Raw genomic sequence first — 13,755 nt, 5'->3', positions numbered from 1 at the left:
TTAATTATGCTGATTTTCTATAAATCTTAAAAGAGAATTATTGACTATAAATAAAACATCCTGCATTTTATCTAAATCTACTTTTGCAGTTTTATCTCGAGGCGTATGATAATCTTCGTGAAAACCACTGAAAACAGTCATAATCGGAATCCCTTTTGCTGTAAAAGAAGCATAATCGCTTCCGGTATGTCCGTTGGTTTCCCAAAGATCAAGCGCAAAAGGTTTTGAAAGTTTATGGTTGCTGAAATTGATCATCTCTTGTAAATGATCACTTCCTTTTTGTGTTCCGATACTTAATATACGGTGCATTTTGTCTTCCGGAGCACTTCGTGATATCATGTCCATATTAATAGCGAGTAGTATTTTCTGGTTTTCAAAATCGAAATGCTGAACGAAATATTCACTTCCCAAAAGCCCCATTTCTTCTGCAGTCCAGGAAGCAAATAGCATATTAAACTGTGGCTTTGCCTTCGATTCTGACCATTTTTTTGCCAATGCCAGCATTCCGGAAGTTCCGGAAGCATTATCATCTGCACCGTTATAGATTGAATCATTTATGATGCCCAAATGGTCGTAATGCGCGCCTACAATAATAGTTTTAGTGGTGTCTTTTCCGGGAATCATTCCCAAAACATTTCGGACCGGAAAACTTTGAGATTGCAATTCGATAGAGAAATTGACTTTTGTGTTTTTTAATAGCGTAGTAGCAATTGTTAATTTTTGTGCTGATTTTTTTTCCATCGATGACAATGAAATATTGGTTCCCGATAAAAGCTTTTCGGCAGCTGAATTGCTTATTTTAAAAACTGGAATTGAGGTAATGGTCGAGTTTTCTAAAGAATGAAAAACAGTATTTTTCTTTGCGTTTTGAGGCTTGAATTTTCCTTTTGGCTCTATAATAATTAAGGCAATTGCACCTTTGCTGATAGCGGTTTGCAGTTTAAGGTCTTCCAGATCATTTTGTTCTGGAAATAGGGGGTTTAATTTTTTATAGTTTACAGATGTACTGTCCTGATGTCCCGGGAATCCATTGAGAACGACTACAATTTTATCTTTTATATTTTGATTTTTATAGTCATCGTAGTTTTGTTGTGGCAGGCTTAATCCATAACCGGCAAAAACAATTTGACTTTCTTTCTGTAAAGACTGAGCGGTGGGTGTAATTTGAAAATCAGCATTTGGAGAAAGAAGTACAGTTTCTTGTCCTTTTTTAATTTCTAAAGAGGCTTTTTTTACCTTATGCTCTTTGATTTTAAAATCCTGATAATATCCGGATTCCGGATTATAAGGTACCAATTGGTACAATCCCATCATAGAAGCAATATATTCTGAAGCCATAAAACCACCTTTCTGTGTCGCTTCACGTCCTTGCATCCAGTCAGAAGCTAAAAAAGAAAGCGTTCCTGCGAAATCACTTTTGGACGGATTTGGAACAATCGTTTGCGAAAACAACAATGATTTACAGCAAAGCAAGGTAAATAAAAGCAGAATTCGTAAACGCATCTTTTTTAGATTAGAAAGTGATTATAAAGTAATATTTCTTTTGAAAGCGCAACCCAATTCAATTATCGAATCGGTTTTCGCAATACCGGGGATACTATCGATTTTTTCGTATAGGATTCTTCGCATGTGTTCGTGATTTTTTGCAATGATTTTGATGTAAAGCGTGAAGGAGCCCGTTACATAATAACATTCTGTAATTTCAGGAATGTCTTTCAAAGCTTCGATAATCCGGTCAGAATCAGAATCTTTATTTAAAGTGATTCCGGTAAATGATGCCCAGTCATAACCAATCTTCTTTTCCTGAATAATAGGTTTGATTCCGCCAATGACCCCTTGCTCTATCATTCGATTAATGCGCTGGTGCACCATTGTATTTGATATTTTCAAATTAGCAGCAATTGCAGAAAAAGCCATTCTGCCATCTTTCTCTAATTCTTTAATGATGCTGATATCAAATTCGTCTAATATATCCATTATTTAAATTGTATTGTAATTATCTACTATTTTATTGTTGTGGTAAATATGTAGTTCCTACGGAACATTTTACCGGTTTGTGATCTTCTTTTTTCTACCGATATTTTATTCCTAACGGAATATATACTGATTGCTTATAGTATAAAATTTATGTTTGCCGAATATAGTTCCTATATCCCGGAGATTAAATCCGGGCAGGTTTGTGATCTTCTTTTTCTGCCGATATTTTATTCTTAACGGAATATATGCTGATTGCTTATAGTATAAAACTCATGTTTGCCGAATATAGTTCCAATATCTCGGAGAGATTAAATCTTGGTAGAAAAATAAAATGACAAACATAATTTTGTCCCGTAGGGACAACACCATGTCCTGCCAAATTATATTCGTAATGAATTATAATTTTACATGCATAAAAGTAATTATTTTTTTCAATAAAAGGGAATATCGGAATGTCATTAAATTAAAGTAATTGATTTTTTATGTCGTTAAAAATGTGATTTTTGACTTTGTTTTGGTTTTTAAAAGTCAAAACAAGTGTTTTGTGCCTTGATAATGAATAATTTTTAATACTTTTGTGCTTTAAATAAATAAATCATGATTCATACTGAAAAATCCCTTTCGTCAAAATCTGAGGTTTTGATCGAAAAAGAAAATAAATACGGAGCTCATAATTATCATCCGCTTCCAGTTGTGCTGGAAAGAGGAGAAGGTGTATATGTTTGGGATGTAGACGGTAAAAAATATTATGATTTTTTATCGGCTTATTCTGCAGTAAACCAAGGACATTGCCACCCAAAAATTGTGAAAGCAATGGTAGATCAGGCACAGAAATTAACGTTGACATCACGTGCTTTTTATAATGACAAATTAGGTGATTATGAGGAGTTTGTAACGAAATATTTTGGTTTTGATAAAGTGCTGCCAATGAATACCGGAGCAGAAGCTGTTGAAACTGCACTTAAAGTGTGTCGAAAATGGGCTTATGAAGTAAAAGGTATTCCGGAAAATCAGGCTCAGGTTATTGTTTGCGAAAACAATTTTCACGGAAGAACGACTACGATCATTTCATTTTCTAATGATGAAGGTGCCCGTAAAAACTTTGGACCTTTTACAGAAGGATTTATAAAAATAGAATACGATAATCTGGAAGCGCTTGAAAAAGCGCTTGAATCATCAAAAAATATTGCGGGATTTCTAGTGGAACCTATTCAGGGAGAAGCAGGAGTTTATGTGCCTTCTGAAGGATATTTATCGAAGGCAAAAGCGTTGTGTGAGAAACATAATGTTTTGTTTATTGCAGATGAAGTTCAGACGGGAATTGCACGTACCGGAAAATTGTTAGCAGTACATCATGAAGATGTACAACCGGATATTTTGATTTTAGGTAAAGCAATTTCTGGTGGTGTTTATCCTGTTTCAGCTGTTTTGTGCAATAACGAAATCATGAATGTGATTAAACCGGGTCAACACGGATCTACTTTTGGTGGAAATCCTGTTGCTGCTGCTGTTGCCATTGCTGCTCTTGAAGTAATAAAGGAAGAAAATCTGGCAGAAAATGCAGAACGTCTGGGAATCCTTTTAAGAAAAGGCCTAAACGAAATTGCGGAGAGAAATAACCTAATCACGCTGGTTCGTGGTAAAGGGTTGCTGAATGCTATTGTTATTAATTGTGGCGAAGATTCAGATCTAGCCTGGGAAATTTGCCTAAGATTCAGAGATAACGGATTATTGGCAAAACCAACTCACGGAAATAAAATCAGATTAGCACCGCCATTGGTTATGACAGAAGCTCAAATTCAGGAATGTCTTGAAATTATTGAGAAATCTTTAAATGATTTTAGAGATTAAGAGGTTTTAATCCATTATATATTCAAAAAAGTTGCAGGACATTCCTGCAACTTTTTTGTTTTTAATCAATCATATAAATTATATAAGAAGCGACACTAATTGTGTAATTTTTTTGCGGGAGATGATATGTAGTTTTGAATGTCTTTAAAATGAATCTTCAAAAGAGGTTTTGATTAATTAAAGAAATAAAAAGACCAAAACGGTTTTACTAATTTTTATAAATACAATTCTATTATAATGGCTTACTCAAATACTGATATAACACGTTTTTTAGATGCGCAGAATAAACTTTATCTGACCGCTCTTTCCGAAATTAAAAAAGGTAAAAAAGAAACCCATTGGATGTGGTTTATTTTCCCGCAATTAAAAGGATTGGGAACTAGTAATATCTCTAAATATTATGCGATTGCCAATCTTAGAGAAGCGAAAGAATTTCTTGATCATCCTGTTTTATCCAAACATCTTATAGAAATTTCAGAACTTCTGCTGACCTTTAAAAGAAAATCTGCCGAGGGTATTTTTGGGGATCTGGATGCTCGTAAATTACGTTCGTCGATGACACTCTTTTCTCAGGTTGAAGGAGCCCACCCTGTATTTCAGGAAATATTGAATGCCTTTTTCTTAGGTTATTCTGATCCGCTTACCTTGTCTATGACAAATTCAAAAATAATGTCGCCAGCTGTTGAAGCATTACTATAAATTACATCGAAATGTAAAAAACAAAAAACCATTCCGTTTTAGCGGAATGGTTTTTTTATTTATAGAGTGTTTTTGATTAACTTGTTGGGTGTAACGAAAAAAAAATAATTAAAGACATAGAAACATAGATTTTATGATTTTAAAAATAATTATACCCAACCAGATTATACTAGTTACTGTATCCCGGATTCTGAGTGATTTTTTTGTTGGCATCAGTCTCTTTCAACGGAATAGGGAATACCAGGTTGTTTGCGTCATAAAGCAGCAGACTTGATCCATCACCATTTTCACTAATATCAATAGAACGTTTGGTTCTTTTGATATCGTGAATTAAGAAACCTTCCATTCCTAACTCCAATTCGCGTTCTAATAAAATATCATCTATAGTAACAGCTGATAAATTATCTGCTTTTGCTCTGGATCTGATCGTGTTGATATCGTCAAGTGGTGTGTTTCCAACAGCTGTTCCTTGTCTAAGATTGGCTTCGGCTCTTATTAAATACATCTCGGCTAATCGAATAATCGCCACATCGGCAAATTGATCCGTAAACTTAGACGTTAATATTCTGCCGTTTGCTGCATTTTCATAATTAAAAGTAGCTCTGTCATCGGGGCTGCTAAATTTTTCTAAATAATGATCTCTGATTGAAAAATCTCCACCACGTCCTCCATTATCTTCAGACTCATAAAATGTATTGACATCATTTATTCCGGTTTGTTTTGTAATTTGTATGGCAAATACATCTTCGGTTTGATCCGTATCGTGATTAAAGGCTGCTGCATAGTTTAGAGATAATCCGTGTCCACTATTCTCGATCACGTCGTTAGCGGCATCTCTTGCCTGCGCATAGTTGCCTTGTTGCAGATATACTCTGGCCAATAAAGCTTTTGCCGCATATTTATCAGCATAAAAGCTGTTATCAGCAGGAAGATTGGTATAAGCAAGATTTAAACCATCGATGATAACTTTATACACTTCATCAACCGTACTTCTTTCTTTTGAAAGATCAACATTAAAATTATAAATCGCATTGGGTCTGATGACAACTCCTAACTGAGTATTGGCCTGACCACTCACGTAAGGTTTTGCAAAAAAGCGAACGAGGTCAAAATAAGCCAGCGATCTTAAAAAACTGGCTTCACCAATCATTCGGGTTTGTTTGGCCGGATCTTTTACTTTATCAACGTTTTCGATTACAGTATTTGCCGCATTGATTATTTCGTAACATCTGGAATAAGTTCCTTCAATAATTACGTTGTCTGACAACATTGTTTTGATATACATCTGTCTCAGCTCGCCATAAGTTCCTCTCCATCTAAGATCAGTTGTATTTAGTGCGGCACTAACGCCTAACAAATCAGCGTAGAGTAATATTCTTCCTCCATAAGCATTTCCATTTGCTGCAAGAGCATACGTTCCGGTAAGTATATTGGTTATACCACCTTCTGTGCCAAGTGTGATAGACGCATCTTCAGTTTGTTTAGGATCTATATCTAATTCATTTTCGCAACTCGCAAAAAGGACTGCGAAAAATAGATATAAGATTATTTTATTTGCTTTCATTTTGTTCGTTTTAAAAGTTAATATTTACTCCCATTGCAATTGTTCTCGCTGGTGGAGCTGAGTAGAAATCTTCCCCTGTTTTTGGGCTTGTTCTTGTATTATCATCTCTTCTGGCTTCCGGGTCAGTTCCGTTGTAATTGGTGAAAGTAAGCAGGTTCACAGCTGTAATATAAACTCTCAGATTGCTCATCCCCATGTCGTTTACCGTTTTTTTAGGCAAAGAATACCCTACTGTTATATTTCTAAGACGAATAAAATCTGATTTATCTAAATAACGTGTTGAATTCTGCGTTCCGTTTGAACCGCCAAATCTGGCCTGAGGAACATTTGTAATATCGCCTGGTTTTTGCCAGCGGTTTAACTGATCAGCTGTTTGATTGTCAAAATAATCCGCTGCTGTTGATTGGTATATTCCTGCTGAATTGTAAATACTGGCACCCCATTCTCCCTGAAAAGTAAAAGTAAAATCAACACCTTTGTAAGTGATTGTGTTGGTTAAACCGGACATTAAAGTTGGAAAAGGATTTCCTGAAATTACCCTTTTAGCTTCGCTATAATCATTTGTGGTACTTTTATCAATACTTCCGTCAGCGTTTTTAGTATTTTTTACAAAAAGAGCATCTCCATTTTGTGAATCAACTCCTGCATATTCTACTAAGTAAAACGAAGAAATATTTTGACCAACTCTGTTGATGGTATAATCTGAAACGATATCTGTATTATCATTTGGAAGTGATTTTACTTTAGATTGATTAGTAGTAATATTAAGACTGGTGGTCCATTTAAATTCTTCTGTCTCAATATTTTTAGTGTTCAAAGTAAACTCGAAACCATTGCTTCTGATTTTTCCTATATTTTTACTGATGGTTCCGCTAGTACCAGCACCCGCACTTTTAGGAAGTGGTACATCGAAAAGCAATCCGTCAGTATCTTTTTGATAATAATCAGCTTCGAAAGTGATTTTGTTTAAGAATCCAATTTCGAAACCAAAATCAGTCTGAGTTGATTTTTCCCAGGTAAGATCGTCATTTCCGGGTTGGCTAAATGTTAGTCCTGATTTTAGGTTATAAGGATTTGGCTGATACAATTGGCGCGAAGCAAAGTTTCCAATTTCGGCATTTCCTAACTTACCCCAGCTTCCTTTCAATTTTAAATAACTTAAAACAGGATTGTCTTTTAAGAATTCTTCCTGAGAGATTACCCAACCAGCAGAAAAAGCAGGGAAAATTCCAAATCTGTTATTTTTTCCAAAGCGGGAAGAACCATCACGACGTACACTTGCTTTAAAAAGATATTTGCCATCATAACTGTAATTTAATCTTCCAAATTGAGAAACAAAGGCATAATCCGTCTGACTTCCGTGACCTTCATTTACTTCAGCTCCTCCATCAACGGTCTGGAAATTATCATTAGGGAAATAAATACTGTTTACATCCTGATATCTTCTGTTGTATTTATTGAATTCCATACCTGCAACAGCATTTATAACGTGCTTTTCTGCAAAAGTTTTGTCGAAAGTAAAGTAGTTACTAAAAACATAATTTTCAGTATTTACCGAGGTGGCAAATACAGCCCCGTCAGTCGCCATAAATGGTGCATTTTTTCCCTGCCAGTAATCTTCGGTCTGACTTAAGAGATCGTATGAAAAATCAGAGTTGAATTTTAAAGAGTTTAAAATTTTTAATTCACCAAATACTTTTCCGGTTACCCTTCTCATGATGGTTTTCCAGAAACTATTGTCTTTCGCTAAAAGGTAATTGGCATATTCAGTGTTCGGATTTGGCGTTCCGTCTGCTAATCTGGCTTGCGAAATAGGAGCCTGAGCAACAGATTGTAATGGCGTTGTAAATGCATTATCATCCTGAACCCTGTCAATGGCAGATCTTGAAAAACCAATATTCATTCCTGCGGTAAAACGATCAGATACTTTGTGTGATAAGTTGCTTCTTGCTGTTAACCTTTCCAGGCTATTGCTGTCCACGATCCCGATCGTTTTATTGTAGGAACCCGAGAAAAAGTATTTGGTTTTATCATCACCTCCCGAAACCGAAAAATCAGCATCAGTAGTATAACCGGTTTTTAAAGCTTCTTTTTGCCAGTCTGTATTTACTTCCCCGTTTCTCCAGTCTGTTCCTTGCGCCAAATAATCGAATTCATCTTCTACAGAAGCTAAATCGTTGACATTTCTTCCGGCTTCCTGTAACAATTCAACGTATTGTGTAGCATTAAGAAATTTCTTTTTATGAGTAACTTCGCTAACGCCTTGTGAAAAGTTGATCGCAAAAGTACCTTTTCCGTCTTTTCCTTTTTTTGTCGTAATAATTACTACTCCGTTTGCACCACGCGCACCATAAATAGCGGCAGAAGAAGCATCTTTTAAAACATCTATAGATTCAATTTCGCTGGTACTTAAAGTCAGTAATGGGTTGGTTGGAGCTCCGTTGCTTGATTCATCATCGTTGATTAACGGAATACCGTCAAGTACATACAATGGTTGACTTCCGGCACTGATACTGGCAGCTCCACGAACTCTGATATTGATTCCTCCTTCGACTTTACCGTTTGTTTGTGTTACCTGTACACCGGCCAGTTTACCCACCAGAGCATTCTGCAGGTTTGAAACGGGTATTTGCTGGATATCCTTTGCCGTTACTCTGGCAATATTATCTGTTGAGTTTCTCTTGGTTTGTGTTCCGTAACCCACTACTAAAACAGCTTCAAGCTCATTTTGAGTTTCTGTTAATTCAATTGTCATTAAGTTTGAGGCTTTTACCTGAACGGTAGCAAAACTTACATAACTCACAATTAAAATATCACCCTTTCTTGCTGCGATCTTAAAGTTTCCGTCAAAATCAGTCTGAGTACTGATATTTGTTCCTTTTAGAACGATATTTACTCCAGGAATAGGAACCCTTTTTGCATCGGTAACTTTACCGGAGATATATCCTTCTTGTGCATGGGCCATTTGCACAAATAATACCAACAAAAGCCACAAAAAATGCTTTACGTTAATTTTCATTTTTTTAAAGTTTTGGATTAGTTTTCTCAAATATCTTAATTTAATGTTAATAATTTTTATTTGTTTAACATTAAATATCACATTAAATTCTATTTTTGTGTTATATGTAACAATCGGTCATGAATTTGGGGTTATTTTTAAAAAATAATAGTTGTTATTGCTTATTGTTTAAATGTTTATGTCTTTTAAGTGTTTATAAATTAATAAATTAACAGTTATTTGGTGTCTGTATGGGGCGCTTTCGTGATTTTTATGAATATTCTTTAATGTCTTGATTGCCTAAATAAAAAGCGACTGTTCAGAGAACAATCGCTTTTGGTTATAATTACTTAAAATATCAAAAAAAGTAATTATTTTTTCAAGAAGACGCACTAGACATTTTCTCTATTATTTAAAATCTAACTTTTTTAAGTTCCCACAATGTTTTGATGAAAGTATCAACATCCTGCGTGGTATTATAAAAAGCCAAAGACGGACGAACCGTAGTTTCAACACCCATTCTTCGCAAAATAGGCTGCGCACAATGATGCCCGGTTCTTACCGCAACGCCTTCTTTATTTAAAGCCTGACCAACCTGATCGTTGGTATAACCTTGTAAATTAAAAGAAAGAACACTTGCTTTATTTTTCGCCGTTCCTATCAATCGAACACCTGGAATTTCTTTCAACAACTTTGTCGCATAATCCAGCAATTGATGTTCGTAGTGACCGATAGCATCAATGCCTAGTTTTGTAACATAATCAATCGCAGCTCCAAGACCAATGGCATCGGCAATGTTTCCGGTTCCGGCTTCGAAACGATTCGGTGCTTTGTGGTATTTGATTTCCTCAAAAGTCACATCCTGAATCATGTTTCCGCCAGCTTGGTAGGGTTCCATTTCGTTTAGCAAATCTTCTTTTCCGTATAAAGCGCCAATTCCGGTTGGACCAAAAAGTTTATGTCCGGAAAATACCAGCCAATCCGGATTTAAATCCTGAACATCAACTTTCATATGTGAAACCGATTGTGCTCCGTCGATTAAAACTTTTGCCCCAACGGCATGCGCCATTTCTACGATTCTTTTAGCAGGAGTTACAGTTCCTAAAGCATTCGAAACTTGTGTAAAGGCAACCAGACGTGTTTTTGAATTTAGCAGTTTTGCATATTCATCCAACAAAATTTGTCCGTCATCATCAACAGGAATTACTCTTAGTTTCAAACCTTTTTTATCGGCCAGACGTTTCCACGGAACAATATTCGCGTGATGCTCCAGATTACTCACAATGATTTCATCTCCGGCAACCAAGTTATGATCACCCCAGCTTTGTGCCACCAGATTGATTCCTTCTGTCGCGCCGCGAACAAATACAATTTCGTTTACTGAACTAGCATTCAAAAAGGCTTTTACTTTCTCGCGGGCCGCTTCATAAGCATCAGAAGCACGAGCGGCCAATTCATGTGCTGCACGATGAATATTCGAATTTTCGTGCTCATAGAAATAAGCAATACGATCAATAACCGATTGTGGTTTTTGAGTCGTAGCCGCATTATCAAACCAAACTAAAGGCTTACCATTTACGGTTTCTCTTAGAATAGGAAAATCTTTTTTAATCACATTAGCATCAAAACGAGAACCTGAGATATTCCCGAAATCTGGTTTTTCAAAAGTATTTCCAACAATTAAATTCGAATTTCTCTGATCAAAAGCAAACGGATTTTGCTCTAAAAAATAATACGAATTTGGATTTTCATTTCCGTTTAACGGAAAATCTAAACGTTTTGTAAATTGAGTATCAACAAATTTCAATGCAGCATTTAGTTCCGTTTCAAAAGAAGAACTTTCCGTTTGAAAAGGCAGATAATCATGATTTAAAAGCAATTTCGAAAAGACGTTTTCTTCATTTGATTGCACCGTTCCGCCATTCTTGAAATTGACATCATGAAAACCCGTTTGCGGATTGTTGACATTGACATTATTTCCGTGTGGAATTCCCGATGGAGAAACCCCACTTTGAGGATCAAATCCGGCTCCCGCATTGGGATACAAAGCCGAAGCTCCTGAACCATAATTGGCAACAGTTGGCGATACTCCAAAACCACTAAATGCAGGTGCACCAGAAGGTGGCGTTGCTACATCCTGTAATGGCAGAGTTGTCGCGCTATTACCGCTTAAGTTCCCGGCATTCAACAAGGTTTCTGCAATTTTTGTCGCACGCGGATGTTCATTTCGATCAGGACTTAACGAAATCTCCTTAGGAAACTCGTTAGGTAATGTCTTAAACAATTCGTTCGCCAAAAGCTGCAAATCCTCAATGTTTGGTAAACCGTCGTGGTTAGTATTTATACTCATGGTACTTTCCTATTTCTACATCTTCAAGAACTGCGATGGCATCGTCTACCAAAATTGCCAATGAGCAATAAAGAGATACCAGATATGATGCAATTGCTTTTTCATTAATTCCCATAAAACGAACCGATAATCCTGGTGATTGCTCTCCTTGTAATCCCGGTTGAATCAATCCAATAACACCCTGACGGCTTTCACCTGTACGCAATAAGATGATTTTCGATTTTCCGTTTACGATTGGTAATTTATCCGATGGAATAAGCGGAATCCCTCTCCATGTCAAGAACTGAGATCCAAATAAAGAAGTGGTAGGAGGTGGAACACCACGACGTGTACATTCGCGGCCAAAAGCAGCAATCGCTAAAGGATGCAACAAGAAAAAGCCTGGTTCTTTCCATACTTTTGTCAATAACTCGTCTAAATCGTCCGGAGTTGGTGCGCCCGTTCTGGTTTTAATAATTTGCGATTTGGCAACGTTGCTTAACAAACCATAATCTTTATTATTGATTAATTCGCTTTCCTGACGTTCTTTTATTGTTTCAATTGCTAGACGAAGCTGCTCAGAAATTTGATTGTATGGTTTGCTGTACAAGTCTGAAACCCTTGTGTGGACATCTACAATAGTCTGAACCGCTGCCAGATTGTATTCTCTTGGATTATCGATATAATCGACAAAAGTGTTGGGTAAAACTCTTTCGTCACGCGCAGAACAATCTACTTCGATATGGCTTCCGTCTTTTACTTTATTCAAACGAAATACGCCTGATTCGACTGGTGTCCAGTGCAAAAGATGTGTGAGCCAACGTGGTGAAATTGTCCCAATTTGAGGGACCGTACGAGTTGCAATTGCTAATTGTCTTGCTGCAACATCTCCTAATGCTGTTTGTTGTTGTTTTTGTTCAGCCATGGCTTTAAAGGTTTAATGGTTAATTTATTTTTGGTACATTATTTTAAGAATTTTCATTCGTAAAAACACCATTTTCTTGTATAAGTAAATTTATGTTAAAAATAAAAGTGTCAGAAATAAATGTTGTTTAATTTAATGTGAAATGATGTCTAAATTGTTGAATTATAATGTTATGAAAGCGGATCGAATAATTCGTCAACCGAAAGATATCGCTCTCCGGTATCGTAATTAAAAGTCAATACAACAGCATCTTTCGGGATTTTATGAATCTCTTTTGAAATCGCTGCCAAAGATGCTCCCGTCGAAATTCCTGCAAAAATTCCTTCTTCCTTTGGTAATCTTTTCGCAAAATAAAAAGCATCTTCTTTTTCTACCGGAATCACCAAATCGACATAATCCCGATTAAAAACTTCCGGAATAAATCCCGCACCAATTCCCTGAATAGGATGTGGGGCAGGAGAACCTCCGCTTAAAACAGGAGATAAGGCAGGTTCAACAGCATAAGTTTTAAGATTAGGAAAATGCTGTTTCAAAATTTTCGAAACTCCCGTAATATGTCCGCCCGTTCCAACTCCCGTGATGAGGTAATCGATGCCATCGGGGAAATCCTGTAGAATTTCCTGCGCTGTTGTTTTCTCATGAATCTCAACATTTGCCGGATTCGTAAACTGAAAAGGCAAAAACGAATTCGGAGTCGATAATGCTAATTCCTTCGCTTTTTCAACCGCGCCCGAAGTTCCTTTTTCTCTTGGAGTCAAAACAAATTCGGCACCATAAGCATTCATGATTTTGCGTCTTTCGATACTCATCGATTCCGGCATGACCAGAATCACTTTGTATCCTTTTACTGCCGCAACCAACGAAAGCCCGATTCCGGTATTTCCTGAGGTAGGTTCTATAATAATCGAATCAGGATTTAAAAGTCCTTTTTGCTCCGCATCTTCAATCATTGCCAATGCAATCCTATCTTTGATACTCGCCCCCGGATTCGACTTTTCAATTTTGATCCAAACCTGATGTTGCGGAAAAATCTTGTTGAGTTTTATGTGAGGTGTATTGCCTATGGTTTCGAGTATATTTTGATATTTCATGATGCTTTTTTTATTATTGTGCCTTTTTTAATCTTTTTTTGTCATCCCAATTCTTAATGATAAAACTATTTTTCTTTTCAGGAGCTAATCCCGCACCCGAGCCTGAAAGTGCGAACTGGCGAAGCAATGCGTTCCAATCTTTTGTTCCTCCCGATAGCTATCGGGACGCCACAAAAGGATTTCCACTTCTATCGGGGCTAGGGCAGTCATTTTCATAAAAATATTTTCGTTGTGTTTCTCAGGAACGAAAATATCAGGACAATATTTATTCTCATTTTTGTCATCCTGACGGAGGAAGGATCTTCGCAAGAAAATCCGCAA

9 protein-coding genes are annotated in these 13,755 nt (G+C 36.5%); 2 read left to right on the top strand and 7 right to left on the bottom strand.

Annotated elements, in window-relative coordinates; translation table 11 throughout:
• Both ACQY44_RS00650 and ACQY44_RS00645 read right to left on the bottom strand, forming a co-directional pair.
• Complete coding sequence (locus tag ACQY44_RS00650; protein WP_428228493.1) at positions 1 to 1,503, bottom strand: M28 family peptidase; 1,503 nt, start codon at positions 1,501 to 1,503, stop codon at positions 1 to 3.
• A 21-nt stretch (positions 1,504 to 1,524) separates the two neighbouring features.
• Positions 1,525 to 1,977 carry an Lrp/AsnC family transcriptional regulator gene (locus tag ACQY44_RS00645; protein WP_428228492.1) on the bottom strand — a complete coding sequence of 151 codons (453 nt, stop codon included), beginning with the start codon at positions 1,975 to 1,977 and terminating at the stop codon, positions 1,525 to 1,527.
• A gap of 597 nt (positions 1,978 to 2,574) precedes the next feature.
• Between ACQY44_RS00645 and rocD the strand changes: the two genes are divergently transcribed.
• Both rocD and ACQY44_RS00635 read left to right on the top strand, forming a co-directional pair.
• Entirely contained in the window at positions 2,575 to 3,828 is a 1,254-nt protein-coding gene (gene rocD / locus ACQY44_RS00640; RefSeq protein WP_428228491.1) for an ornithine--oxo-acid transaminase, read from the top strand.
• Between the two features lie 237 nt (positions 3,829 to 4,065).
• A complete protein-coding gene (locus ACQY44_RS00635; RefSeq protein ID WP_428228490.1) occupies positions 4,066 to 4,527 on the top strand; it encodes a DUF1810 domain-containing protein in 462 nt (153 codons plus the stop codon).
• A 169-nt stretch (positions 4,528 to 4,696) separates the two neighbouring features.
• On the opposite strand, the gene ACQY44_RS00630 is transcribed toward ACQY44_RS00635, so the two are convergent.
• The 5 genes from ACQY44_RS00630 to cysK form a co-directional block, all read right to left on the bottom strand.
• Positions 4,697 to 6,091: a RagB/SusD family nutrient uptake outer membrane protein gene (locus ACQY44_RS00630; protein ID WP_428228489.1), complete on the bottom strand. Its 1,395-nt coding sequence runs from the start codon at positions 6,089 to 6,091 to the stop codon at positions 4,697 to 4,699.
• Between the two features lie 10 nt (positions 6,092 to 6,101).
• Positions 6,102 to 9,110: a SusC/RagA family TonB-linked outer membrane protein gene (locus tag ACQY44_RS00625; RefSeq protein ID WP_428228488.1), complete on the bottom strand. Its 3,009-nt coding sequence runs from the start codon at positions 9,108 to 9,110 to the stop codon at positions 6,102 to 6,104.
• 391 nt (positions 9,111 to 9,501) lie between these two features.
• A complete protein-coding gene (locus tag ACQY44_RS00620) occupies positions 9,502 to 11,439 on the bottom strand; it encodes a family 2A encapsulin nanocompartment cargo protein cysteine desulfurase (RefSeq protein ID WP_428228487.1) in 1,938 nt (645 codons plus the stop codon).
• Positions 11,423 to 12,343 carry a family 2A encapsulin nanocompartment shell protein gene (locus tag ACQY44_RS00615; protein WP_072960213.1) on the bottom strand — a complete coding sequence of 307 codons (921 nt, stop codon included), beginning with the start codon at positions 12,341 to 12,343 and terminating at the stop codon, positions 11,423 to 11,425. Before ACQY44_RS00615 ends, ACQY44_RS00620 begins: the two co-directional genes overlap by 17 nt.
• Before the next feature lie 170 nt (positions 12,344 to 12,513).
• Positions 12,514 to 13,434, bottom strand: a complete 921-nt coding sequence (gene cysK / locus ACQY44_RS00610) for a cysteine synthase A (RefSeq protein ID WP_428228486.1) — start codon at positions 13,432 to 13,434, stop codon at positions 12,514 to 12,516.
• Between the last annotated feature and the right edge of the window lie 321 nt (positions 13,435 to 13,755).

This window comes from Flavobacterium sp. (assembly GCF_965277525.1).
Classification (GTDB): domain Bacteria; phylum Bacteroidota; class Bacteroidia; order Flavobacteriales; family Flavobacteriaceae; genus Flavobacterium.
This window is presented reverse-complemented; position numbering and strand designations above follow the sequence as displayed.